Source organism: Bartonella sp. AP7XZML (assembly GCF_042195745.1).
In the GTDB taxonomy this organism is placed as follows: Bacteria; Pseudomonadota; Alphaproteobacteria; order Rhizobiales; family Rhizobiaceae; genus Bartonella.
In genome coordinates, this window is record NZ_JBHIOT010000016.1 from 16,117 (window position 1) to 42,271 (window position 26,155).

Annotated in this window: 23 protein-coding genes and 1 tRNA gene; 12 read left to right on the plus strand and 12 right to left on the minus strand. The window is 35.3% G+C overall.

What is annotated here, in order from left to right:
• Window positions 1–678: 678 nt before the first annotated feature.
• Window positions 679–1,875, minus strand: coding sequence for a glutamine-hydrolyzing carbamoyl-phosphate synthase small subunit (gene carA, locus ACFILT_RS01000; protein ID WP_375611964.1), 1,197 nt, complete (start codon window positions 1,873–1,875; stop codon window positions 679–681).
• 214 nt (window positions 1,876–2,089) lie between these two features.
• On the opposite strand from carA, the gene ACFILT_RS01005 reads away from it, so the two are divergent.
• Window positions 2,090–2,584: a GatB/YqeY domain-containing protein gene (locus tag ACFILT_RS01005; RefSeq protein ID WP_375679446.1), complete on the plus strand. Its 495-nt coding sequence runs from the start codon at window positions 2,090–2,092 to the stop codon at window positions 2,582–2,584.
• Window positions 2,585–3,261: 677 nt separating this feature from the next.
• On the opposite strand, the gene ubiC is transcribed toward ACFILT_RS01005, so the two are convergent.
• The 4 genes from ubiC to ACFILT_RS01025 all read right to left on the minus strand — a co-directional run bounded on the left by ubiC (window position 3,262) and on the right by ACFILT_RS01025 (window position 8,948).
• Window positions 3,262–3,768: a chorismate lyase gene (ubiC, locus tag ACFILT_RS01010; RefSeq protein ID WP_375678628.1), complete on the minus strand. Its 507-nt coding sequence runs from the start codon at window positions 3,766–3,768 to the stop codon at window positions 3,262–3,264.
• 1,094 nt (window positions 3,769–4,862) lie between these two features.
• The gene (locus ACFILT_RS01015; RefSeq protein WP_375611967.1) at window positions 4,863–5,114 is read right to left on the minus strand and encodes a GlsB/YeaQ/YmgE family stress response membrane protein; all 252 of its coding nucleotides are present in this window, start codon (window positions 5,112–5,114) and stop codon (window positions 4,863–4,865) included.
• 855 nt (window positions 5,115–5,969) lie between these two features.
• Complete coding sequence (locus ACFILT_RS01020; protein WP_375678627.1) at window positions 5,970–7,661, minus strand: Na/Pi cotransporter family protein; 1,692 nt, start codon at window positions 7,659–7,661, stop codon at window positions 5,970–5,972.
• Window positions 7,662–7,730: 69 nt separating this feature from the next.
• Window positions 7,731–8,948, minus strand: a complete 1,218-nt coding sequence (locus ACFILT_RS01025) for a mechanosensitive ion channel family protein (protein ID WP_375678626.1) — start codon at window positions 8,946–8,948, stop codon at window positions 7,731–7,733.
• 134 nt (window positions 8,949–9,082) lie between these two features.
• Here ACFILT_RS01025 and dnaG point away from each other — a divergent pair, with 134 nt between their 5' ends.
• From dnaG to ACFILT_RS01040, 3 genes are all read left to right on the plus strand, one after another.
• A complete protein-coding gene (gene dnaG / locus ACFILT_RS01030) occupies window positions 9,083–11,020 on the plus strand; it encodes a DNA primase (RefSeq protein WP_375678625.1) in 1,938 nt (645 codons plus the stop codon).
• A 390-nt stretch (window positions 11,021–11,410) separates the two neighbouring features.
• A complete protein-coding gene (gene rpoD, locus ACFILT_RS01035; protein WP_375611971.1) occupies window positions 11,411–13,426 on the plus strand; it encodes an RNA polymerase sigma factor RpoD in 2,016 nt (671 codons plus the stop codon).
• A 610-nt stretch (window positions 13,427–14,036) separates the two neighbouring features.
• Complete coding sequence (locus ACFILT_RS01040; protein ID WP_375628795.1) at window positions 14,037–14,498, plus strand: YcgN family cysteine cluster protein; 462 nt, start codon at window positions 14,037–14,039, stop codon at window positions 14,496–14,498.
• A 29-nt stretch (window positions 14,499–14,527) separates the two neighbouring features.
• Here ACFILT_RS01040 and ACFILT_RS01045 read toward each other — a convergent pair whose 3' ends face one another.
• Window positions 14,528–15,271, minus strand: coding sequence for an SIMPL domain-containing protein (locus ACFILT_RS01045; protein ID WP_375613351.1), 744 nt, complete (start codon window positions 15,269–15,271; stop codon window positions 14,528–14,530).
• A gap of 170 nt (window positions 15,272–15,441) precedes the next feature.
• Between ACFILT_RS01045 and ACFILT_RS01050 the strand changes: the two genes are divergently transcribed.
• A tRNA-Ile gene (locus ACFILT_RS01050) sits at window positions 15,442–15,518 on the plus strand.
• A 1,696-nt stretch (window positions 15,519–17,214) separates the two neighbouring features.
• Window positions 17,215–17,397, plus strand: coding sequence for a hypothetical protein (locus ACFILT_RS01055; RefSeq protein ID WP_273790801.1), 183 nt, complete (start codon window positions 17,215–17,217; stop codon window positions 17,395–17,397).
• On the opposite strand, the gene ACFILT_RS01060 is transcribed toward ACFILT_RS01055, so the two are convergent.
• A complete protein-coding gene (locus ACFILT_RS01060; protein WP_007347852.1) occupies window positions 17,321–17,635 on the minus strand; it encodes a helix-turn-helix domain-containing protein in 315 nt (104 codons plus the stop codon). The two genes, ACFILT_RS01055 and ACFILT_RS01060, sit on opposite strands and share 77 nt — an antisense overlap.
• Window positions 17,636–18,243: 608 nt before the next feature.
• On the opposite strand from ACFILT_RS01060, the gene ACFILT_RS01065 reads away from it, so the two are divergent.
• From ACFILT_RS01065 to ACFILT_RS01080, 4 genes are all read left to right on the plus strand, one after another.
• The gene (locus ACFILT_RS01065; RefSeq protein WP_375679447.1) at window positions 18,244–18,369 is read left to right on the plus strand and encodes a hypothetical protein; all 126 of its coding nucleotides are present in this window, start codon (window positions 18,244–18,246) and stop codon (window positions 18,367–18,369) included.
• Between the two features lie 15 nt (window positions 18,370–18,384).
• Window positions 18,385–18,639 (plus strand): hypothetical protein, encoded by a 255-nt coding sequence (locus ACFILT_RS01070; RefSeq protein ID WP_375611976.1) that lies wholly within the window; start codon window positions 18,385–18,387, stop codon window positions 18,637–18,639.
• 306 nt (window positions 18,640–18,945) lie between these two features.
• The gene (locus ACFILT_RS01075; protein WP_375613354.1) at window positions 18,946–19,257 is read left to right on the plus strand and encodes a hypothetical protein; all 312 of its coding nucleotides are present in this window, start codon (window positions 18,946–18,948) and stop codon (window positions 19,255–19,257) included.
• A gap of 52 nt (window positions 19,258–19,309) precedes the next feature.
• Entirely contained in the window at window positions 19,310–19,480 is a 171-nt protein-coding gene (locus ACFILT_RS01080; RefSeq protein WP_375613355.1) for a hypothetical protein, read from the plus strand.
• A gap of 532 nt (window positions 19,481–20,012) precedes the next feature.
• Here ACFILT_RS01080 and ACFILT_RS01085 read toward each other — a convergent pair.
• The gene (locus ACFILT_RS01085; RefSeq protein WP_273790798.1) at window positions 20,013–20,192 is read right to left on the minus strand and encodes a DUF1508 domain-containing protein; all 180 of its coding nucleotides are present in this window, start codon (window positions 20,190–20,192) and stop codon (window positions 20,013–20,015) included.
• Window positions 20,193–20,581: 389 nt separating this feature from the next.
• Window positions 20,582–21,121: a helix-turn-helix domain-containing protein gene (locus ACFILT_RS01090; protein WP_375611979.1), complete on the minus strand. Its 540-nt coding sequence runs from the start codon at window positions 21,119–21,121 to the stop codon at window positions 20,582–20,584.
• Between the two features lie 352 nt (window positions 21,122–21,473).
• Here ACFILT_RS01090 and ACFILT_RS01095 point away from each other — a divergent pair, with 352 nt between their 5' ends.
• Complete coding sequence (locus ACFILT_RS01095; RefSeq protein WP_375679448.1) at window positions 21,474–22,526, plus strand: DUF475 domain-containing protein; 1,053 nt, start codon at window positions 21,474–21,476, stop codon at window positions 22,524–22,526.
• A 117-nt stretch (window positions 22,527–22,643) separates the two neighbouring features.
• Here ACFILT_RS01095 and ACFILT_RS01100 read toward each other — a convergent pair whose 3' ends face one another.
• The 3 genes from ACFILT_RS01100 to ACFILT_RS01110 form a co-directional block, all read right to left on the minus strand.
• Complete coding sequence (locus tag ACFILT_RS01100; protein WP_375678624.1) at window positions 22,644–22,844, minus strand: hypothetical protein; 201 nt, start codon at window positions 22,842–22,844, stop codon at window positions 22,644–22,646.
• Between the two features lie 154 nt (window positions 22,845–22,998).
• Entirely contained in the window at window positions 22,999–23,607 is a 609-nt protein-coding gene (gene pncA, locus ACFILT_RS01105) for a bifunctional nicotinamidase/pyrazinamidase (protein ID WP_375678623.1), read from the minus strand.
• 46 nt (window positions 23,608–23,653) lie between these two features.
• A complete protein-coding gene (locus tag ACFILT_RS01110) occupies window positions 23,654–24,190 on the minus strand; it encodes a hypothetical protein (RefSeq protein WP_375611982.1) in 537 nt (178 codons plus the stop codon).
• A gap of 160 nt (window positions 24,191–24,350) precedes the next feature.
• Here ACFILT_RS01110 and ettA point away from each other — a divergent pair, with 160 nt between their 5' ends.
• Window positions 24,351–26,000, plus strand: a complete 1,650-nt coding sequence (gene ettA / locus ACFILT_RS01115) for an energy-dependent translational throttle protein EttA (protein ID WP_375613359.1) — start codon at window positions 24,351–24,353, stop codon at window positions 25,998–26,000.
• Window positions 26,001–26,155 lie beyond the last annotated feature (155 nt).

Genomic DNA, 26,155 nt, shown 5'->3' on the forward strand with positions numbered 1-26,155 from the left:
GAAAACCTCATTTTGGAAGAATATAAAGTTGTAAAATTGAAAAGATGTTTTCTGTTTTGCGATTACTTTTTTATTCGACTTTACAGTTTTCAAAACCATCTACGGCAATATCTTTTAAAAAGTAGAGATTTGTTGCATTGTCTCACACTTTAATTTTTTTATTCTTTAGTAGGAATTATGCTTCTCATGCACAATAGAATGCTTGAAATTGTATTGTGAATCAAATGCTTATTTGAAGGAATAGCTTTCAATGCGTTCACGCTAATTTTGATAGTACCAATAAAGAATATAAGGTAAAAGTCACTGTCAATGGTATATGATCTGCTGTACACTACTTTCTTTACGTATATAAAAGATGCAGCGCATCATTCACTTTGCCAGTTTCCAATGTTCCGATAGCTCTGAGCTTTTGGTATGGTTAGACACTTTACTCTTTTTAAAAATAGTTTTTATCGATACACTTATCTTGCTTGGGGGGAGAAGCCAATGATTTTGATGGATACGACCTTAAGAGGAGAGGAATGAGAAAAATTTAAGCTATTCAGAGCGCTCTTTTTAGTTTCAGAATGATCGATAAGAATATTTATTCAATAAGTTGTAGGTATAAAAATAATATAATTGTGCGTAGGAAGATGATATAATTTAAAGGAGAGAAGTTAAAAGGTGAGGCTTTTTATTTTAAGATATTTTTTTATAATTCATAATGAGATCACTAAAATGCTGAAAGAGGTAGTGGCTATCTTGTGGTCCAGGAGAAGCTTCGGGGTGATATTGAACAGAAAAAACAGGTTTTCCAATGATTCGAATACCACAGTTTGAACCATCAAAGAGAGAAATATGTGTTTCTTGAACATGTTGTGGTAAAGAGGAAGAATCTACGGCAAAACCGTGATTCATCGATACAATCTCAACTTTTCCAGTGTTAAGGTCTTTAACTGGGTGGTTGGCACCATGATGTCCTTGGTGCATTTTCACGGTCTTTGCACCAACCGTAAGAGCAAGAAGTTGATGACCAAGACATATTCCAAAAATTGGTAAATTATGATCAATTAATGTTTTGATTGTTGGAATGGCATATTGAGCCGTAGCTGCGGGGTCTCCTGGTCCATTAGAAAGAAAAACGCCATCAGGGTTCATTGCCAGAATTTCTTTTGCAGTTGTGTGAGCAGGCACAACAGTAATGCGTGCTTTTTGTGTTGCCATAAGGCGAAGAATATTACGTTTAATACCGTAGTCAATTGCAATGATATGAAGATTGTGCACATTGTTTGTACCGTATCCTTTATTCCAACTCCATGGTTTTTCATTCCATTGCATTGATGATTGAGATGTCACGTCTTTCGTAAGGTCAAGATTGACGAGACCTTGCCATTTTTGCGCACGTTTCTTTAAAGAAGGAATATCAAAGTTTCCATTAGCATCGTGTGCAATGACAGCATTTTGTGCACCTTTTTCACGAATAAGAATTGTGAGTGCACGTGTATCAATACCACAAAGTGCAATAATTTTACGCGTTTTAAGCCATTGATGAAGATTTTCATTGGATCGATAATTTGAGGGATGTGTAATGTCTGCTTTGAAAATAGCGCCAACAGCACCATGACAATTGAGAGGAGAGAGATCTTCAATATCTTCGCTATTTGCCCCTACATTTCCTATATGAGGAAAAGTAAAATTAACGATTTGTTGTGTGTATGACGGGTCTGTGAGGATTTCTTCATAGCCTGTGATGGCGGTGTTAAAACACACTTCAGCTTCAGCTATACCTGTAGCACCTGCTCCTTTGCCTTCAATAACGGTCCCATCTGCTAAGACTAAGAGGGCTGTCGGTTTTTTGATACTCCAAGGGTGGCTGGGTGAAGTCGCTTGTATCATAGTATGTATCCACAATTTATTCTCTGAAAGGTATAATGATCAACTTTACACAAAAATCATACCTTTAGCGGATGCTGTGTATATTATTCTGGTAACGTTTCGCTTGAAATAGGCAGTATAAGTACATTCCATGAAGAGGTAAAGTCTTGTTTTAGCTTTTCGAAGATCGAGTCCTTAATTATTTTTTTATTCTCCATTGCAAGATGGATAAAGATTGGTTAAAAGGCATCTTCTTGAACAAAAATTGGATAAATTTATGTTGCGTAACCAGATTGATGGGGCTCTTAGGGCTGCTTTGAAAGCGCAAGATAGTGCGCGTCTTGCTACACTTCGTTTAATGAATGCTGCAGTTAGGGATCGTGATATTCTTTATTATGATGAAGGGAAGCTAGAAGTGGATGATCAGCAGATACAGTCTGTTTTCACTAAAATGCTTAAACAGCGTGAAGAATTGATGCGAGCCTATAAAGAGTCTGGTTGCTTGGAATTGGCAGAGAGAGGACAAGCAGAAATAGAAGTTATTCGTGAATTTCTTCCCTATCAGCTTAAGGAGATGGAAGTAGAACAGGTTCTTTGTGAAGCTTTGGCACAAACAAAGGCAGAAAAATTACGCGATATCGGTAAGGTGATGGCATGGCTTAAGGAACGGTATGCGGGGCAAATGAATTTTTCTAAAGTGTGCAATAGTCTTCGTCAAAAATTGCAATAGATCTTGTTAATTCAAGGGGATTGGAAAATATTTTTTATTGTGCGTCGCCTTTGTAAGTCAGTAGGATGTTGATAAATGTCATTTATCTTGTACATACATACTATTATCAAAAAAATAACTTTTTGATATCAACTAAACTTTTTGGGCTCTCATAGAGCAATGAAATATCTTTTATGTATTATATTTTTCTGTTCTTCAAAGCTGTTAGACCATTAAAAAACAAAAAGATTATAGAGTTTTTACTTTTTTAAAAAGATCTATTGTCAGCACTGTTAAAAATTTTAAAACAGAATGATTAAGCTAATTGATACAGATTTCCAATTTTGGGGAGTGTATTATTGTCTTTTTTGCTGTTTCAAAGCATTTGTTTGATAAAGAGTTACCGTATTTTAGAGTAGTGATTATTCAGCAAAAAATTTAAACGTAGATGGTTTTATCAATATGGTGTGTATCTTTTTAATTCAAGTGCTGGTTTTAATGATAAGAAAATCAGAACTTTAAAACGTTTTTTCTAGGAGAGACATTTTTAAGCTGAGTTTATGAAATAAAAGGATATTTTGAAAAGAAATCTTTGTTTTTAATGTGTTCTTGAGATAATTTTGAAATTCTTTTCTCTGATTAAATCCCTTATAAGCTATATGAAATCTATAAGTTATGCAGAATAAAATGAGTAACCTCTATTTGTGGGGATACAGTGGTGAATCTGTTAAAAATAGTTCAGTTAGCAACAATGGCTTACCCGTTAACCGCAAACGGGAACGGCGTGCCCATAGCGCACCTTGTTGACCAATATGAATGTAATCGCGGGTTAATTTGTCATTGTTAAATAAATAATGTCCTAGAGGTACAGTTCCCAAATGCATCAAGGCTTGATTGTGTAGGAGGGTTTCTTGTGGAATTACAGTGCGTCCAAGGAGCCAAGGTTTATTATCTCCCATTAATATGACTTCGCGTAGCCAATAACGCGCATTTTCGGGGAGATGCTCTGCTTCTTCTGTTAATTTATCTCGCGTAATAAAACATTCGCGTTGTGGTTGAACTTGGAGGCAGGTACAATATTTCTTTAATCGAAGCGTCATTGAGCCCGATTCCATGAGCCAATCGCGAATATTTTCTGGTATTGGAGGATTTTGATCAGAGAACCACTTTAGAGGTGGTAAGATGGAATCTTCAAGATCAGACATCGTTTTACTCCACAGCTAAAGTCTTATTCCATATGTTATGTTGGGTTAAATAGATAGCTCTATTGTAATACAAGGAGTATAAAAGCAGCAAGATTTTAACAGGAAGATATCAAAGGGAAAATCGAAAGCAAAGGTCTTTAAAAGAAGATATGCAGGAAGTATATATTATAGGATTATTTTCATTTAAAAAAGCAAAATAAAGTATTATGTTTTGTTCAAGGCGCTTTCACAATGCATTACGGAAATTTCTTTATCGCATGAGAGCAATGGGAAAAATGTTTCGTGCTTTAAAATTCGTTTGTAACGCATATAAAGAAGAGCTAAAAATTCATCTATGCAAGATGATATAAAGAGGAAATTTTAAGAGGAACAAAACTTTATTTTATACTTTAGAAAGAGAAGAGATATTCAAATCTTTTGAATTGAGATGTAAAGGAGATCGTATTCTTTATAATCAATAATTTTATATTAATGAATATACTTTTTAAAACGTTTAAATATATTATATTATTAAAATTGTGAAATATTACTTCATATAACATAATATGTAGTAATTCTATAATAAATTTACATTAATATTATTTCATATTTATTTTATATAATATTTTATTTTATAGATTAGAAAAAATTCTTTATCATTTTGTGCTTACCTTCTCTTTTTCTTTCTTAAGAATGTAAAAAAGCGCTTCGAGTTTTTCGGTAAAAAGGGTATTGTTGATAGAGTGTATAGGTGTTAAGCATTATACGGTGGAATCTTTAATCATCGTTAGTGACTTTTGTAACCTTATGGGTTGTTATTACAGTGAGATAAGCTGGATTTGCGCACATGGTACAAAAATAATTCGTATTTTGTTAAAGTAACGCAACATATCTCTCCTGATATGCGTAAGTTTATATAGGTATGAAATGGTGCGTTATAAAGTTGTTTACTGCATTTTTTATAATACGGTGATGGTGTATGCCTAAAATCGCAGCTTAAGCATCTCACCATCATATCAAAATTGGTAACAACAAGTTACAGGGGAATATTTTAAACTCTGCTCGTTGTTTCCTAGTTTTGTATTGAATCCCAAAAGGTGTAAAAAATAAATACTCTATGATCGAATTTTTTGTCCTATCCATATAAGAATACAGGCTCCTATAAAACCTGAAATAAGATAGCCAAGCCAACCGGCAAAACTTACACCTAAAAGACTAAAAAGAAAGCTTGCTAGCGCAGCGCCAATAATCCCTAAGATAATATTTAACAATATTCCTGTTTGGCTTTTCATAATATACTGTGCTGCCCAACCTGCAATCCCGCCGATAATAATAGCAGCAATCCAACCGATGTTTGCATTTTCCATGATACCCTCCTTTGCCTGAATTTAAATTGTAACTAGAGTAAACTTTGTAAAAATCAAGGTTTATTCCTTTTTTAACCAGTGGAAAGGATATTTCTTTTAGATATTTTATTTATTACTTTCCTTTATATTAAAATAATACTCACATTTATATTATATATAATACTTAATAAGTATAAATTATATAATACATTTTAATTTATAAACAAATTAATTAATTGAGAAATATGAATAAAAGAAGAAAATATTAGTGAAAATGTTTTAAGAACTCATAAATTGTATTTATAAGCTTTTTAAGCTCTCTCTTAAATTAAAAAAAATTGTGATTAAAGTAATAAGTAAAATGGATATTTAAAAGTTTGGAGCTTGCCAATTGATATCAATGATGTTTGAAATGAAAACTGTTTTGTTAACACGTTATAGCATGGCTGTATAGGTTGAACCTCTACCAATCTTGATATAAACGTTGCATTTTTGTGGGGTTTTGTATTCCTTATAGAGTATTTCTGTTTTGCTGCTACTGTGAAGCGGTTCCCTTTTTACAAGGCGGGTTTAGGTTGGAACTATCATACTCTTGACCTATTCTTTATGTGTTTAACAGTTTTGGCTTTGAGATGGTTAGGCATTTTTACATCTTTCTTCAAGAGTTCTATTCTACACGCTGCTTTGTTTGTAATGTGCAAGCAAATGACTTTGAGCAATTCATCATGAATAGATTTTAAATGAAAGAAACTTACGATGAAGAAAGCTCATTTAAATTGTCGAATAATAAGATATTTTGACTAAATCAATATCTTGACCATATTCAAAATTGAATAATCGATGTGATGTGTGTTTTATTCAAGTTATTTGAAAAGTTTAAGTTTTTTCTGCTTGTTCTTCAGAAGGGTTGCGTAGACGAGAACTTTGAAGAAGTCCCTGTTCTTCTAAAATGGGGTAGATCATTGAGGTCAAAAGAGAGTTGATTTGTTTGAGGTCGCGCACAGTGTCGAGATGAAGACTGGATGATTCTACATTTTTGAGATCCCCTTCACGCAGACGTTTAAAATGTTTTAAACTCATCTCTTTTTCTAAGTTTCGTAGCTGATCTTTTTTTTGTACCAATAGGTGTGCAGTGTGTGTATCACGTGAGACGAGAACGTTAAATGCTATATGCGCGTTGGCTAGTACAATGGCGTGGAAACGAAGGAGGTCACTCCAGCTCTCGCTGCTGAACTGTAAACCTTTTTGTTGTTTCTTTTTAACCAGCATCAACATATTATGAATAATGATATCGCCTGCTTGGTCTAATTTTATACAGGCGCCTAGAAGTTCTTGCGTTTGAAGAGCTTCTTCGTCAGATAATTTTTGTCCCGCTAATCGGGCAAGATAAAGTTTGATGGCGATATGTTTTTTGTCCAATATGGTGTTGAGTTGGTTGAGTTCACGAATAATATTGGGATCAGGCTTTTCATAAAGTCCCATAATTTTTTCTAGCATGATGTCTACAAGATCACAAATATGAATGACTTCACGCATGACATTCGAGAGGGCGAGAGTTGGGCGATCAAGAACACTGTCATCAAGAGCTGTTTGATCAGATAAATTGAGCGTTTTGTCGGCTTGCATTTTTTTTGCACTTATATTCACGATCTGAGTGGTTAATTTTAAAATCCATTTTGAAAGCGGTATTCCAGCAAGGAGAATGAAAACATTAAAAATGATATGGGCGTTGATCACTTGAGTAGGGGCGTTATTGCCAAGCCATGTGATGGGAGGGTGAAAGGAGAGAAATAAGATAAGTATAAAGATTGATCCTGCCCCACGCATGAGTAAATTTCCTAAGGGAACGAGGCGGGTATTAGGAGAGGCGTTGCGCGTTAAAAGTGGTGCTATAAGAGAAGAGCCAAAGTTGACACCAAGAACCATGACAACACAGAGTTGCGTATGGATAAGATCGTAATTGGCAAAATTGACCAGCAAAATGATTCCTGCAATGGATGAATGTAAGAGGTAGGTTAAGCCAGCAGCCAACAAAAAAGTGGAAATAGGATCGGTTGAAAGATAACGAATGATGCTAGGCAAAATTTCGCTTTCACGTAAAGGTTCTGTCGCGGTACTTATCATCTCTAAAGATAAAATCAAAAGACCAATACCGATGACAATACGTCCTATTTGACGCCATTCACGTTTTTCTGTTGTCATGAAGATACAAGTGCCAATTAAAAGACACAAGGGTACAACAAGAGTGAGGTCATAGGTGAGAATTTTTACAACGATTGCTGATCCTAATTCTCCTCCACGTACAGCCATAAGTCCTGCTACTCCAGAGACAAAACCAGATTCAACGAAAGAGCCAACGAGGAGTGTTATTGCTGTAGAGCTTTGTAAAATCATTGCTGTAAAAAGTCCAAAACTTACGGCAAACAATGGTTTTGAAACGACGTGGCACATTTTATATTTAAGTCTGTCACCATAAGCGCGTTCAACTCCTGTGCGCACCATGCGTGTGGCCCAAAGAAGTAAAGAAATAGCGCCGGCAAGATGAAGGAGTACCAATGAACCATTCATGATACTTTATTCTTTCTTTGTTGTTGTGAATGTGGTTGCCTCAAATTAATAAATTGAAGTTTATTGTTTTTATTTCACTTTTGCTTTTAATACTTGATTAAAATCATAACCGCTTGGATTTTGAAAAACCTTTAGACCGAAACAGGGCAGAATGGAATAAAGGTGATCAAAGATATCGCCTTGAATTTGTTCATAGTCGATCCAAACGGTGGTGTTCGTAAAGCAATAGATTTCTAAGGGTAAACCATTTTCTGTAGGAGGTAATTGTCGTGCCATATAGGTCATATTAGGGTTGATGTTTAGATGCTGTTGTAGATAAGCAAAAACATAAGCACGAAAAGTTCCAATGTTGGTTAAACGGCGCGTATTGGCTAAGATATCATGATTTTTATCTAATTGAGCATTCCATTGATCAATTTCTGCTACTTTTTGCGTGAAATAATTTTCTAATAAATTAAATCGGGAAAGATATTTTTGTTCTTCTTTTGTGAGAAAATGGATACTTGATTGATCAATAAAAAGAGAGCGTTTGATGCGTCTTCCACCCGATTCTTGCATTCCACGCCAATTTTTAAAAGGGTCGGTCACAAGTTTACGGATAGGAACTGAGGTGATGGTGTTGTCGAAATTTTGAACTTTAACAGTATGCAAGGCAATTTCAATAACATCACCATCGGCACCGAGATTGGGGATTTCAATCCAATCCCCAACACGAACCATATCAGTGGATGAAATTTGAATACCGGCAACGAGAGAAAGAAGCGTATCTTGAAAAATTAACATGAGAACTGCGGCCATTGCACCAAGACCGGAGAAGAGAATAAGAGGGGAACGGTCAATCAATGTAGCGACCATTAAAATTGTTGCAACAGCAAAAAGTGCAATTTTAGCAATTTGAATATAACCTTTTATTGGTTTTAGTCGTGCTGTTGGTCGTTGTTCGTAAAGGATGTTAATGACATTGAGACAGGAAGAAATTGTCAGGACGACAAAGAAGATAATGAAGGCGTTGGCAACATTACTGATGACAGTGCTAAATGCATCGGGCAATGTTGAGATAAAATTAACACCAATTGAAAGAATAAAAGCTGAAATGATATCCGCTATGTATTGAATAGCATTATTAATATCGATCGTTGTATTTTTGGGGAGAAAAGAAGAGAGTTTTTTTGCTCCGTGAATAAGTAATTTTCGTCCTAGAAAGTTCACTAAAAGGGCAGCTATAGTAAGAATAACAAGCCAAGAAATAGCCTCTAACCACGGATATTGAGCAATAAATTCGATCACTTTTTATTCTCCATTTCTAAAAATATATGCAGTTGAGGGTTTAAAATTTTACAACTGCTTAAGAGGAAGTATTGGAATTATGCTCTAAAGTCGTTAAATATGCAAAAAAGAAATTTCAAACTCTGTGAGAGATAATGCGTTTTCCGCCCGATTTCCTTAATGAACTGCGTACGAGACTCCCAATTTCAACAGTGATTGGGCAACGGGTGGATTTTGATCCTCGAAAAAGTAAGCCTTCACGGGGAGACTTTTGGTGTTGCTGTCCATTTCATGGTGAAAAAACGCCAAGTTTTCATTGTGATGATCATAAAGGGCGCTATTATTGTTTTGGTTGTGGTGTAAGTGGAGATATTTTTACCTTTTTGTGTGAGCTTGATGGATTGCACTTTTCAGAAAGTGTAGAGCGTTTGGCTGATTTTGCGGGAATAAAACTCCCTATTTTGGATTCACAAAGTCATAAACGTCAACTGGAAAAAGCTGACCTTTATGATGTGATGAAAATTGCTACAGATTTTTTCCAATATAATTTACGCGATAAAGAAGGTACGCAAGCACGTCGTTATCTGGATGCACGTGGTGTTACACCAGAGCTTGTAGAGCGTTTCCGCATTGGTTTTGCACCGGTAAGGCGTACAGCTTTGAAAGAAGCTTTGAGTGCACGGGGCATTTCAATAAAGCAAATGGAAGAATGTGGGCTTCTCTCAGTGCATGAGGAGAGCGCGGATTCTTATGACCGATTTAGAAATCGCATTATGTTTCCTATCGAAGATTTGCGCGGACGTGTGGTGGCTTTCGGAGGGCGTGCATTAGAGAAAGAGACACGAGCAAAATATCTCAATAGCCCTGAAACAGTGCTGTTTCATAAAGGAAATATACTTTATAACGCGGCAGCAGCTCGCAAAAATAGTCGCTTTGTTGGCGATGAAAAAATTCATTCACTCCTTGTTGTTGAGGGGTATATGGATGTCATTGCATTGACTAAAGCTGGTTTTGAAGGAGTTGTAGCACCCTTAGGGACAGCATTAACGGAAGCGCAAATTGAGCTTTTATGGCAGATGGGGAAGGAGCCTATTTTGTGTTTTGATGGTGATGATGCTGGTTTAAAAGCTGCTTTTCGTGTTGCTGATCGTGTGTTGCCTCTTTTAAAGGCTGGGGTTTGTGTACGCTTTGTTTTGTTGCCACAAGGGAAAGATCCTGATGAAATTGTTTGTGCTGGTGGAGCACAGCTTTTTTCTTCTTTTTTGCAAAAAGCTATTCCTTTGAGTGAACTTTTATGGTGGCGTGCTACCTATGGAAAGCATTTTGAAATTCCAGAGACACGAGCAGCGCTAGAAAAACAACTAAAACAACAAATTTTTACGATTAAGGATGAAGATGTCCGTCGTTATTATTTGCAAGATGTAAAAAAACGCCTTTTTGATTTTTTTCGTCCCTCTTTTTCGAAAAAAAGGGGGGAAGGGCGATATGGTCAATCTTCACCAAATAGGACCTTTAAAGATCAAACCTTTTCTCTGTTAGCAAATTCTGAAATAGTACGAAATTCTTCGCAATCTATCCCTTTGCGTGAAGCAGTGATTTTACTCACTTTAGCTTACTATCCTGAGTTGTGGTATGAAAATTTTGAAATTCTTTCTGAGTTAGAATTAAAAAATACTCAATTGATAATTTTTCATCAAGCTATGTTGGAAATTCTTGGGGACCAACAGCTTCATGATAAAGAGACGATGGTTGCATTCTTAGAAAAAAGAGGGCAAAAGGCTCTGTTAGAGCGTATGAAACATCTTGTGCAAAATATTGGTATGCGTATTATTCCTGGTGGAGCCCCTATAGAAGATGCGCGTGCTATATTAAAACAAGCTGTCTACTTGCATCTTCAAGAACACCACCTACATAAGAGGTTACAGGATATTGAAGAGCAACTTGTAGAAAATCCTAAGAGTGAGGTTTTTGATCTGCTTCGTGAGGTAAAAAATGAGCTGGAGCAGATGCAGGCAACAGAAGCGTTAATTGAAGGATTTGGAAGTTGGTTGGATGAAAAAATAGACGGGAATACACAAGATACGATAAAATGATTCGCTTTTTTAATGCGAATCAGTCACTTAAATTTTAGATGAGGAAGTTTATGTGGAGTGACATTTTTATAAAGATGACAATTAAATTTTAGGAAAAGCGGGTAAATTTTAGGAAAAGCGGGAAATTGGTTCTTACGATAGGGTGCAGAGATTATCTCAGAAGGGCTGAGAGGTGTCGGGGAAACTTCTGGAGTTTTCCCGCGTTTTTGTCTGGATGTCAAGTTAGTCTGGATGTCAGGGCGTATACAAAATGTATTCTTTCCAATGGTAATCTCTTAACAGGAAGTATATATGAGTAACTATTGGTAGATTTTAGTGAGAACAAAAAAACTGGTCACATGGAAACTATGGTTACATGGAAACTGTGAAGTGATCGAGTGGAGTTATGGTATGGCAACAAAGGTTAAACAGAAAGATAATGCAGAAGTAACAAACCAAGCGAGTTTGGATAGTCCTCTTCTTGATTTTTCTGATGATGCCATCAAGAAAATGATTAAACTTGCCAAAAAAAATGGTTACGTAACAATGGATGAACTCAATGCAGTTCTTCCTTCTGACGAGGTTACATCCGAACAAATTGAAGATATCTTGGCGATGTTCTCTGAGATGGGGGTTAATGTTGTGGATGATGAGGATGAAGTTGAGTCTGAAAATTATGAAGAAGAAGTTACGGTAGAGGGGGGGGATTTAGTAGAAGCCTCTAGCCACGCAATTGCAACGACAACGAATAAACGCGAAGTAACAGATCGTACGGATGATCCGGTGCGTATGTATTTGCGTGAGATGGGAGCTGTTGAGCTTCTTTCGCGGGAAGGCGAAATTGCCATTGCTAAGCGTATTGAAGCAGGGCGTGAGACAATGATTGCGGGACTTTGTGAGAGTCCTTTGACTTTCCAGGCTCTTATTATCTGGCGTGACGAGTTAAAAGAGCAGCGTATTCTTCTTCGTGAAATTATTGATCTTGAAACGACTTATGCTGGTCCAGAAGCAAAGCAGGCTCCTGTTATTGAGCGAAGTGAAGTTGATAAGACAGTAGAAGAAAAAATGTCTTCTGGTATACGTAATATGGGGGAGAGCGCGGGAGAGAGAAACATTGAAGACGATGATGAAGAGGACGAGGACGATGTTAACTTATCGCTTGCTGCAATGGAAAATGAACTTTGTCCTCAAGTTATGGAAACATTGGATTTTATTGCTCAAACCTATGTGAAATTACGAAAATTACAAGATCAGCATGTTGAAAGCAGTTTGGCAGAGCGTAAAGAGGGGGCTCTTACATCTTCTCAGAAGAAGAAATATATTCAATTAAAGGGTGAGTTGATTCAAGCAGTAAAATCCCTTTCTTTAAACCAAAATCGTATCGAAGCTTTGGTTGAACAGCTTTATGACATTAATAAGAGATTGATTCATAATGAAGGTAAGCTGAAACGGATTGCCAATAGCTATGGCATTGGCCATGAGGATTTTTTAAAAGAATACCAAGGGCGTGAATTGGACGCGGATTGGATGAATTATATTGCTGCTTTGCCTACACCTGGTTGGAAAGAGTTTTCGGTGCGTGAAGCAAAAGAAATCCAAAAACTGCGAAGTGAAATACAAAATCTTGCGCAAGAAACGGCTATTTCGATTGGTGAATTTCGTCGGATTGTTATGCAGGTGCAGAAAGGTGAACGCGAATCAACAATTGCAAAAAAAGAGATGGTAGAATCTAATTTGCGTCTTGTCATTTCAATTGCAAAAAAATACACCAATCGTGGTTTGCAGTTTCTTGATCTTATTCAAGAGGGCAATATCGGTTTGATGAAGGCTGTGGATAAGTTTGAATATCGGCGCGGCTACAAATTTTCAACTTATGCAACATGGTGGATTCGTCAAGCTATTACACGTTCAATTGCTGATCAGGCACGTACAATTCGTATTCCTGTTCATATGATTGAAACAATTAATAAAATCGTTCGTACCTCGCGTCAGATTCTCCATGAAATTGGACGAGAACCAACACCAGAAGAATTATCTAGCAAGCTTTCTATGCCGTTAGAAAAAGTACGAAAAGTTCTTAAAATTGCAAAAGAACCTATTTCTCTCGAAACGCCTGTTGGTGATGAAGATGATTCCCATTTGGGTGATTTTATTGAGGATAGGAATGCGTTATTACCAATTGATGCAGCTATCCAAGCTAATCTGCGAGATACGACAACACGCGTTCTTGCTTCATTAACACCACGAGAAGAACGTGTTTTGCGGATGCGTTTTGGAATAGGGATGAATACCGATCACACATTGGAAGAAGTGGGACAGCAGTTCTCAGTTACAAGAGAGCGTATTCGTCAGATTGAAGCAAAGGCACTTCGTAAATTAAAACATCCTAGCCGTTCACGAAAATTGCGCAGTTTTCTCGATTCTTAAATAAAAGAATTCGTGTGCATTTTAATAACTTCCTCCTTCTTCTTAATGAAGGGGGGAGGTGCTTCATGTTGTACTTGGATACTTTCTTGAGAAAAACATAGGAAGAATTTGAACAATCTAGAAAGTTTTCGATGTTTAATGTTTTTCTTAGCTTGGGGGCTTTATACTTCTCTGTCTCAAAAGAATAGATATAGGGCAAAGGGTGGTTATGGAGTAGAGAGTAGGGGGCTTTCAAGAAATGAACGATAAAAACATTACCTTGCGTATAGCGCGGCTCGTTTTTAAGAAATGAGATCTGTTAGGAATAAACTTATATTGCAACATACGGACTTTTTGATGAAAAATGTATGTTCTTTGCGGAATTTTTCTATCATTTTAGGTGACGCATTTTATTCTTTGTTAAGTTTACAAAGAGATGTTTCAATAGGTTATGTTCATTTATATGCGCTATTTTTGAATATTCTCTTTTTATTCAGATAGCTTTTAAGAACATGGTTTAAAGTATACATTGAGTTGAATCTTTTTAAGAGACAGAAATAGATAAAATTATAGAAATTAAACGTTTCATTTTTTATAGATCGTCTTAATTAAAAAAGGTGTGTCTGAGTTTATGAGTGGAGAACTTCCCTTTTGGAAAGTAAAAAAATTAGAAGAGATTTCCATTTCTGAGTGGGAGAGCCTTTGTGATGGCTGTGGCTGTTGTTGTCTCCATAAAGTTGAGGACGATGATACGGGTGACCTTTATGCAACCAGTATTGCTTGTCGTCTTTTAGATGGGGAAACCTGCAGGTGTCGAGATTATGCTCATCGTAAATCAATTGTACCAGATTGTATATCGCTAGACATTACGACAGTTAAAACAGCGCGTTGGCTCCCAGAAAGTTGTGCTTATAGATTAATTTATGAGGGAAAAGATCTTCATTGGTGGCATCCATTGGTATCAGGGGATTGTCAGACGGTACATACAGCGCATATTTCTGCACGCGGACAAATAGAGATTTACGAAGACGAATTATTATCTGAGGAAGATTATCTTTATCACATTACTGGTCTTCTACGTGAAGGCCAGTAATATGATTTTTTATACAACTTGTTTGTGACTTAATCGATCGCAAAGACTACAGTGACGCTCACGTTATAATTTAATTCACCACCTGCAAAATTTGTATTTGCGTAGCTTACATCTGCTGCTCTACTCATGAGACGTGGTGTTGGGTGATAGTAATCATCCTTTTCATTGATTTCAATAATTTTTCCTAATTTTAAATCGGCTGCTTGCGCTATCGTTTGCGCTTTTTCAATGGCTTCAGTAATGGCTTTTTTACGTGCTTCTTGATAAAATGGCTTTGTATCTGCGTTGGTAAAAGTAATGCCGTTAACTGAATTAACACCTAGTGTCATCGCTTGATCAAAGATTTTACCAGCATTGGTAAGATCACGAATGCGCACGGTTAAAGAATTTGAAACATGATAGAGTTTTTCATTATTCTTTTTTTCGTGGTGTTTATCAGAGGTCGACTGATAAATGGATAAGCCTGATGTTTGCAAATCATTTGCTTGGATGCCATTGTTTTTAAAAGCGTTTATAATATCATTGATGGATTGATTATTGGAAGCTAATGCCTTTTGGGCAGTTTTGTCATAGGTAACAACGGCTAGATTAATAATGGCCATATCCGGTGCTGCTTGACTTTCTCCGATTGCTGTCACTGTAATCGTTGCATTTTTCATTTTATTTTCTTCAGCATAAGCACGTACAGTCAACGATGTGGCTAAGAGTGTAAATGCTAATATAACTGTTTTAACCAGAGAACTCTTCAGTGGTTGAATTTTCTTTTCTATCATATCTATACCTTTATATTTGTCAGTTAATTATTCTCTCATTTTTAAGAGTTTTTGTAAAGAAATTAGAGCACTGAAAAAAAAACCAATAGAAAAGAGAAAAAGATGGGTTATAATCTTTGTCAGCTCTTGTATCATAGGGCATTTTAGTTTAGAGAGAAACAACCTATTTAGGGCCTGTAGCTCAATTGGTTAGAGCCAGCGGCTCATAACCGCTTGGTTGGGGGTTCGAGTCCCTCCGGGCCCACCAATAGGGAAATGTACAATAGAAAAATGGATCGCTTATATAAAAGTTTTGAGATTCTACCTTTTTCGTTTTTTATTTATTTTCCTGTTTGTTTTAGAAGCTTTTGGTCGTTGTTTGTTGCAGTTTTTTCTCTCAGTCGCTTTAATATGATGGTATGTTTTCTTAGTCTCATCAAAGAAGTTCTCTCATTTGCAACCTTTTAGCATTTGAATTAACTGATATGGGTCGCTATTTACTTTCTTAATTAATATACTGTTTTGTACTTTTTCTATATGGTGTTCTTCATAAAATAGAAGGCTAAAAGCTTCATTGGATAAGTTTATTTATACTTGTTCTGCAAATAAACAGACCTCAATAAAACCAATTTTAAAGATTGTACCTGTTCAGAACAAATGGCTCAAAAAACATTTAGTGTAAATTTGCTTTTTTCTAAGTGATGTTAATGTCTTTTAGACGTTCGAATAGCATCATTGTGATGAAAGGTTAGTGTATAAGAGAATGTGATCTATGGGCATTGATATGTATCATGGGGCAACGATGATAACATTTGTTGTTATTTTCTTTTTCCCAAGAAAGGAATTCTATTTAATATCTTGAGAAATATTGTTCATAGTGACGGTGGCGTGTTTTTTGAAAAGAATTTTATTAATTGTTCTTTGAAAAGTCAATTGAGTGATTGTTTCTATCGCTTTGCATCATCCAGATTCTATTGTAATAAGCATTTTATTATTCTGTAAGAAATGTTTTCTATGATATTGGAAAATTTGTTAAAATGCCATTTTCTGTTTTTGTGTATTTTTTGCTTAATGTTTAAATTATAGAGTTTTCATGTGATCCGAATTATTATTGAAGAGCAGATGTCTTTTTTGATTTTACTCTGATAAGGAATTGGCAATATTGCGGTAACCCTAGCACTTTTTTGTATTGCTAACATTTTTCTCGTATTGATCGTATAGAGAGTTTTATCTTTATTATGAGTTTTTTCTCTTATGAAAAATTATTGGCAGGGAGGGTGTTTTTTTGGAAAAGTATACTTCTTCTTCAAAGTCATACTTTTAAAATATAATTCTTCATTTGCATAAGGGAATTTCTCTCTTGTTGTAAATCTGTATAAAATTTACGTACAAAGATTGTGCGTGGTGATTCGTTTTATTTTTTTGATAGTATCATTTTTGCTTATGATAGAGACTTATATTAGTATTTACAAGGTGCGTTTAGAGGGGAGGTTACCTGTAAATGTGTTACAGAGTTTTAGGTAGTGTGGCTCTGTTTATAAGAATTTATTCCTATAACATTGTTATATTCTCGCTTTGCAATATTGTTAAAAAAACATAGATGGTGCTATGTAGAATAAATTGTGATGTATTTTTTTCAAAAAAGCTTTTTCGTGTTCTCTTATATAGAGTTCAGGAGTGTCTTCAGGGATATTTTCACATTAGTTTTTATTGGTCCGAATCGCAAGATCTGCGTAACATTATTCGCGTTTTTGATAGATTATACCAATTTTCATAAGAAGGTCTGGATCGTGTGATGCTTTCTGTTTCACCATGGTACATGACTAATAGAACTTCATCTGATTTTGTAAAATAAGTTTGTACACAATTGCTTCCATACTGCCTATTGCAAATATTTTTTTCTAAGGTAGAGATATATTTTAAACGCTTTAGCGTTATATAGTGTGACTACATGGAGTATGACTATGAAGAATGATAAAAAATTTGAAACAACTTTATCTGATATTATTGTGAAATGGGAGTCTTTATCGACGTCTCAAAAGCAAGCGATATTGGATAAAGTAGAAAATTCTACAGATTCTGCTCATTCAACAGAACATTTAAGGCTTCAATCTTCTTTTTATCTCCAGACGAAATCAAAGTTATGAGTTTTAAGTCTTCATCGGAGATGTTGAAACCAGTTATTACATATATGGCACTAGCATTTCCCAGTGTATTCAAAATAGCCATGAGTTTATCTACAGAAGGCCTCTTGCCTCCATTTATCATTTGTTGGACGTAATTTTGTCCACAGCCTGCAGCTCTGCTTATTTCAATCATTGTTCGTCCGTCACTTTTTATCAATTCAACTAAGCGTTGGAACCAATCTTTTTCAGTCTTTGTCATTTTTAGACCTTTACATATTTACGCTATAGCGTTAATATTGCGTTGCGAATCCAGAATATATGATACAAGGAGCGTGAAAATATCCATGTGTAGCTCTTCGCTAAGGAAGCATATAGAGTTGTTTTTAACTAATAACAAAATGTCCCCATACACTTTCAGATTCGAATCAATAAAAATGGTTGCTTAGTTCCACGGTTGTGAAAAAGTAAATGTGTATACCAGAAAGGGCGATACACACTCGTATGTTTATGAGATTTCACTATGATAGTATACGTAGCAGCATTATAAATCAAGATATACCCCAACATCAGAATTTGTAAAAAAAATTCTGCGTTGAGGTAGTGTGTGAATATAACGAAGCTTTAGAGCCTTAAGAGATAGGATAATGGCTGTAGAAAAAATGTAAATTGCATAGATAAAGAATACTGATTTCTTCTTTATTGTAATAAATTAGATCACTATCAGATGGTATATCGTATATATGCGTAAAAAATGGGAAATATCAAAAAAGTGATCTTGGATATTTTATTAAACAGGAAGGTAATCTGATCCACAAAGGTGGTTGTTTGGTAGAATTGTACATTCGATCAATGCCCTTATGGGGATGAATGTGTTTTTATGATGCTGTGGTTTATAATGAAGTCTGTGTTTATAATGATATTGTTATTGATAATAATGCATTAACATATGGTTGTTTAGTTGTTCGTAAGAGTTCGCATGTTTATGAAAAATAAGAACTTTATCGTTATTTGAATATGAGTGGAGATGCATATGTTTATGCTAATGCGGTCTTTTTTGATCAAGTTTTGAATGCTCAATGTATTGAATTTTGTGGTGATACTCGTGATTTTAGAAAGGCTCGAGTTTATAATGATGCTTTAGTTTGTGGTGATGTAAAGATTTGTGGGAAGGCAAAATTTTACAGAAATGCTGTGCTTTGTGACACTGAAGATTTTTGTAATAATGAAAAACTTTCATATATAGCCGCATTCCACATGGCGTAAAAAAGGAAGATAGGAACGATTTGGGCAAGGCTTGTATGATTGGATTGCGTCGTTAGTTTTATTTGACGTTCCTTATTTTTTGTATTTTGTGTCAATAAATGTGTCGCAAATAATTGGTGTGAGTGTAGATTTAGCCGCTTTCAGAGATTTGTTTGCGTCATTTATCAATGCTTTAATGGAGAAAATAAGAACGCCGAGAGTGATTGTTCACACTTGGAACATGCGATTTATTGCATTCTTTTTTTGATTGAGGATGAAACAAATTGGTCAAGATGATCACTTGAGCGACAATTAAGGGAGATCCAAATGAGTGTAAACGAAATTTTATTGGGAGCAATGATTGTTGTTTTGTTGTGCAGCGGGGTTATATTTCGATTTTCTTTATATTATCGCAGTCAAGTGAAAATTTTAAAAGAGGAATCTAGAAGAATAAAGCATGAGTTTTTAAGAGATTCTATGAAGATGACTGAAGAACGAGATAGGGCTATTAGAGAGCAAAGTATGGTGATTAAAAGACGCGACCAAGCAATTGAAAAACTGAAAAAACAAATTAAGCAATATGAAAAAAATGAAAAGAAATATAAAAAAATGCTTAAATCTGAAGATGATAAAGAGTGATTGTATTCATATTTTGCATTAAAGGGTTTGGAAATGTGTTAGGAAGATTGGAATGACGAGAGAGATAAACTTTAATGAAGCCAATTATGGTGCTGATGGAGAGATTGTATTGGAAGAGAATATTCAAGTTTACTCTGATTTTATGACAACATTTAAGGTTATAAGACAGAGCGTCGTTGATCATAAAATAAGAGTTTATGATGATAAACCAGTTTATAGGTAGGCTAGTTATTAAAAAGCGCGTCTATACAATCCAGCAATTTTATATTATTGCTGGAAACAGTTTTGCACGTTCTTTTTAGATGTAAGGTATAAATGCTACGATAGTTTCAGCTAATAGGTATAAAAAATTGCATGATAATAGAAAGAAAGAGATATTTGCTTTTTATGAAGATGAAATGGGTAAGTCAGTTATGATTATCAGATACAGAAGAGGAATATGAACGTAAAAGATATTAATATCTTGTAGAGTAAATATATTTCTCATTGATGATTTATCTTCTCTTCATGTGCGTTTATTTTTTATGAAAAATACAAAACTTAAGAGATTTTCTTTTTGATAAAGGCTATAGAGATTTGTGTGTGATTGAAAATAAACACATAATCTGTAAGAATATGACTGTTATTTGTAAGCGTCAGAAATAATACAAAAAACGCCCTCTCATTGAGGGAAAAACAATCACTGTTCATTTGTCACAAAAATAACTCAACATACCATTATACAAAATAAATGCTTGTTTTAATGGTAAAGAACGTTAGGATTGTAGTTCTCTAATAAGAGCCTTATGTGTAACTTCTTTTATTTGCTCAATATTGATTAGGATATCTTGTTTTGTTGGATAGCCTTTACTAGAAAAAGCAATTTTTTGTGCATCTCCTGAGATTAAACGCCAGTACCATTGATTGTGAACTCCTTGAAACACCTCAAAATACATGTTTCTCACCTCATAAAATAGCTGATAATTTTCAGGATAAATATTTAACTAATCCGTTTGTAAACATTAATGTATGTCTCTATAGGAAGTCGTCAATATATTCCCCTTAAATTTTCTGACCTTAAAAAATAATTTCTATGAGAGCTATTATTCTTTTAACAAGAAAAAATTTATTGTCAATAAGATATGAATGAGAATTTTATACTATAAAATTATTTTTTTTAATTTAAAGACACTATACTTTCATTTACAACGCAAATATTTTTCTGTCGTTACAGAAATAAAGTTTATAAATTATATAAAACTTCACCAGCACGGATAAAGTAAAAAAATACTTCTTTCCATACTGGTGTTTAATCATTTCTTGCTTTTTCTTTTGAAATAGACGTTTATTGATTAGCTATAACCTCTTTTTGGGATACGCTTCGAATGAGTAAATCAATGAATAAGCTAAGGGTATAAGAATTGGCCATTTTAGCTTTCATATCGATAAGAGAGGTTGTAGTTTTAGGGTTAAAACCATTTGATAAACCTTGTCTTGACAAATATTGCTGCAATTTTTCATAAGAACTGTCGATTTTTTCTTGATTTAGTTTTTCGTTACGATCACTATCGGCAAGTGTTTCTTCCAGTCCCTCGATTTTTTTAATAAAATAATTCCAGTCAAAATCACCTTTTGTATATTCGGTGTCAAACATTTTTCCTTGTCCAGTTAAAAGCCAATTAATATTGACACCGTATAACGTGCGGTATGTTTGTAAGACACTAAGATTGGGTTCTCTCTCTCCACGCTCATAAAAAGCAATGGAATTTTTTGTCATGCTAAAACTTTTAGCTAAGGTTTCACGTGATGGATCGCCTAAAGCAAGACGTACATAACGTAAACGTTTTCCAAATATGGTTTTTGATTCAGTTTCAGGACGTGCCACGAATTATCTCCCTCGGTAAATCATCATGGTATAAATCATTAAATAATAAAAGCACACTATGTATTAATATTCTATGATATAATGTCAATATTATAGCTTTAATTTCTTTTTATTTTCGTGGATAGAAAGCAATCTTTCACTTATTGTATTGACAATTGATATTCACTTCAAAACAAAATTCCTTGTTTGCTACATTTGTCTCTTGCTTTTTTTGAGAGAATTTTCATGTAACTTTACCATATATATTCTATACACCTCTGCATTAATAGATGCAACTTTAAAGAGATGCAAACTTTGGATTTGTACTGGGTGTGCTTTAGATGAAGTAGAAAATAAACTTTGAGGAATGATCATGGCCCTATTACGCTATTTTGGGTTTGCTTTTTTTTTCACGATTATTGGTGTCTTTTTAGGAGGGGTTATTGGTTGGTTTGAAACGGAAAGTATTACTGGTTTTCTTAAATATTTTTTTATTTGCGTTGTTTTAGGAATTTTGGAAATTTCTTTATCTTTTGATAATTCTATTATCAATGCGCGTGTTCTTAGTAGAATGAGTCCATTGTGGCGTCGTCGTTTTCTTATATGGGGCATTTTGATAGCTGTATTTGGGATGCGAATTGTTTTTCCATTATTGGTGGTTGTCGTTGCTGTTGGGATTAATCCAATTGCGGCAGTCAAATTAGCGATATGGGAACCACATCGATATGCTGAAGTTTTAACCGATGCGCATATGGGGATTGCTGCTTTTGGAGGAACTTTCCTTATGATGGTTGGCTTAAAATATTTTTTTGATTCTGAAAAAGAAGTGCATTGGCTTAATGTTATAGAGAGACCTGCTCAAAAGTTTGGGGCGCTTGTTGGAATTGATATTGCAATTGTTTTGATTTTGATCTTATTTGTTTCAGCTCAGATTGACGCAGAAAATAAAATAACTTTTTTATTGGCAGCACTTTATGGACTTTTGACCTTTATCGGTGTTGAAGTTGTCGGTCATCTCTTGGATACTCCTCAAAAGACTTTAACAACAGTAGCTCACGGGGGAGTAGGGGCGTTTCTTTACTTAGAAGTTCTTGATGCTAGTTTTTCTTTCGATGGCGTGGTTGGTGCTTTTGCCTTTTCACACAACCTTTTTATTATTGCGATAGGTCTTGGTATCGGAGCATTTTACGTTCGTTCTATGACAATTATGTTGGTTGAATCAGGAACATTATTGCATTATCGTTATTTAGAGCATGGTGCTTTTTATGCAATTCTAGTTCTTGCAGTGATTATGTATCTGCAAACGATTATATCGGTTCCTGAAGTTTTAACAGGACTTGTGGGAGTCTGTATTATTGGAATGGCATTATATTCTTCGATTCGTTTTAAGCATCGTCAATTAGATAAACATGTTGTATCTAAGTAATGGAGATTTCTTCCTTTTTCACACTTTTGTTTATCGCATATCTTTGAATAGAAAGAGGTCTTTTATGCAAAAAATGCCATGTTATTGCTTATTGATGTTTTTGTTTTAAAGAGGAGATCATTGCACGATTTCCCCTCCATGAGGGAAATAATGTATAATCTTTTGGATAACTTTTGACGTATAGAGGCTTTTTGACTTCAATATAAGGTGCAAGTTTACGCTATACTTTTTACCAGCTTTCAGTATCATAACTGCTCTTGCATTTAATGATTCATAAGAAGCCTTTTGGCTGTTTTTTTTTGCAAGATTTTTATTCATACATCAATCCTATTTGTGATGTTTTAAGAGAATGGTGTTGAAATAGGGTTGAAATGAGAGAATTTTACGATATTTTCGTTCCTTACTTAAATAGGTAAAAAAAATTATTCATTATAAATCAGAATGTTATAATGGTAGATGAGAAAAGAATATTTTAGGAGAGCATTAACAGTTCTATCCCTGCTTCGTTCATAGTTTTAAGCATAGTGTTTAGTGATCCGTTTACATCAATACCAGCACAAGCATTTAATGAAACACTGACTTTAAAACCGTATTGTATAGCGTGAAGAGCAGAGAATCCGACACAAAAATCAGTTGCTAAGCCACACATAATGAGCTTAGTAAAACCATGTTCTTTGAGATAAACTTGTAAACCTGTTGGTGTTTTTTGATCATTTTCAAGAAAAGCAGAATAGCTATCCATTTTTTGATTATAGCCTTTTCTAAGGATAAGTTGTGCCTTTTCTGCTCTAAGAGATGGATGGAATTCTGCTCCTTGTGTTCCTCGTATGCAATGATCAGGCCAAAGTATTTGAGGACCATAGTCAAGAATGACTGTATCATAGGGCTTTTTTTCAGGATAACAGGAAGCAAAGCTGCAATGGTTTTTGGGATGCCAGTCTTGGGTTAAGATAACGTGGTCAAAATGATTTATGAGATTATTGACGGCGGGTAAAATAGCATCACCTTGAGGTACGGCAAGTGCTCCACCGAGTAAGAAGTCATTTTGAACATCAATGACGATTAAGGCTTTTTTTTCCATAAATATATTCCTATACGAGATGAGCTTTTATCGTATTTTTAAAAAGCTATATGTCGTCTTGAAGTTTTGAAATGATGTGCTGGATATTGATATTATTTTTATAATTATCAAGCCAAAAGAGGGGGATGGATAAGTTTTTACAATTGGTTTTATAGTTTTTTACGAATTGTAACCACGTACCAATGGGAAGTGCGCTGTAGTCATTTGTTGCTACGTGTTGATGCAAAGCTTTCATGATCATTGGGCTTGGGACGTCAGATCCCATAAGGCGGCGGTCGTTTTGTAAACGTAATTTAAGCCATATCAAGGCAAGGGGTGAAGTCCATTGCTTTCCGTAGCAAAAAATCGATGAAAAAAGAGAAGGATTTTTTACTGCGTAATATAAAGCCCATAAAGCGAGAAAAGAAGGCGCATAGAGAATTGCTTTTCTTTGTGGTATCATATTACATTGATAAGTCGGTTTAATACGATAAAAATACAATGTTATATCTGGTATGGAAAAGAGAGGCAATGTTTGATAACAGGTTTCAGGTACAGCTAAAAAGATTTGCTTTTTGCTCTTTAGGGGGATGTTTTTTTGCATTCAGGACCATACTGGGGCTTGTGAGATTAGAAAAAATGTACCAATATAAAGCGAAAGCTTTTGATACGACGTAAGTGCTATTTACTGTACAGTTTCAAAAAGCAAAAGCAGTTTTTTCAAAATCCTAATCTTTAATATCGCATAATATAAAGAGAAATTTATGGCACGTCAATTTATCTATCATATGGCTGGGCTTAACAAGTCTTACGGCAATAAAAAAGTTCTAGAAAATATTCATTTGTCTTTTTATCCAGATGCGAAGATCGGTATTTTAGGGCCGAATGGTGCAGGGAAGTCAACTATTTTACGTATTATGGCTGGGCTAGATAAGGAATATACGGGAGAAGCATGGATTTCTGAAGGAGCACGCTGTGGTTATCTACCACAAGAACCTTTGCTTGATGCGAGCAAAGATGTGCGTGGTAATGTGATGGAAGGTGTTGCAGATAAACAGGAAATTCTTGAACGTTATAACGAATTGATGATGAATTATAGCGAGGAAACGGCTGATGAAAGCGCACAGCTTCAGGATATTATTGACAGTCAGAATCTTTGGGATTTAGAAAGTCAAGTGGAAATGGCTATGGCTGCTCTTGGCTGTCCGCCAGCCGATGGGGATGTAACAAAACTTTCGGGTGGTGAGAAGCGGCGTGTTGCACTTTGTAAATTGCTTTTGTCAAAACCTGATTTATTACTTTTGGATGAACCGACAAACCATTTAGATGCTGAAACGACGGCTTGGCTTGAGAGGCATCTACGTGAATATCCTGGGGCTGTGCTTTTGATAACCCATGATCGTTATTTTCTCGACAATGTAACGGGGTGGATTTTAGAATTAGATCGCGGTAGAGGTATTCCTTATGAGGGGAACTATTCTGCTTATTTGGGGGCTAAAGCCAAGCGTTTGGCTCAGGAAGGCCGTGAAGAGGCAGCGCGTCAACGTGCTTTATCACGTGAGCAAGAATGGATTGCTTCTAGTCCAAAAGGGCGACAAGCAAAGTCAAAAGCTCGGATTAAGGCTTATGATGAGTTGGTTCAAGCAGCACGTGAGCGCCGTCCTGGAGAGGCGCAAATCATTATTCCTATTGGAGAAAGATTAGGACAAGTTGTTATTGAGGTTGATAATCTCTCTAAAGCTTATGGTGAACGTGTATTGATTGATTCTCTTTCTTTTAAACTTCCTGCTGGTGGCATTGTCGGCGTTATTGGGGCCAATGGTATGGGAAAGTCGACCTTGTTTAAAATGTTGACGGGACAGGAAAAGCCCGATTCAGGTCAGATACGTATCGGTGAAACAGTTCACATGAGTTATGTGGATCAGAGTCGCGATTCCTTGGTGGGGGATAAAACTGTTTGGGAGGAAATTTCTGGTGGAAATGACATTATTAAATTAGGCAAATATGAGATGAATAGCCGCGCTTATTGCGGGGCTTTTAATTTCAAGGGGGCAGATCAGCAGCAGAAGGTGGCAAATTTATCAGGAGGGCAGCGCAATCGCGTACATTTGGCGAAACTTCTAAAAGAGGGGGGGAATGTGCTTCTTCTTGATGAACCGACAAATGATCTTGATACTGAAACATTGGGTGCATTGGAAGATGCATTGGAAAATTTCGCTGGTTGTGCAGTTATCATATCGCATGATCGTATGTTTCTTGATCGATTGGCAACACATATTTTAGCCTTTGAAGGTGATGGTCATGTAGAATGGTTTGAAGGTAATTTTGCTGAATATGAGGCTGATAAAGTTCGTCGTCTTGGGGCGGAATCTCTTAATCCTAAGCATGCAAATTATAAACCTCTTACACGCTAGAATTTTTTATCTTATCGCAACTTTGTTAGAATAATAGTGTATTTTATTGCGTTTGTTATTTCATAAATAAAGTGTGTGTGTACTCTGTGGGAGTTTTTATTCATTGAAAAGAGTAAGAGACACTTTATGAAATTATGACCTAAATAGGGTTATTT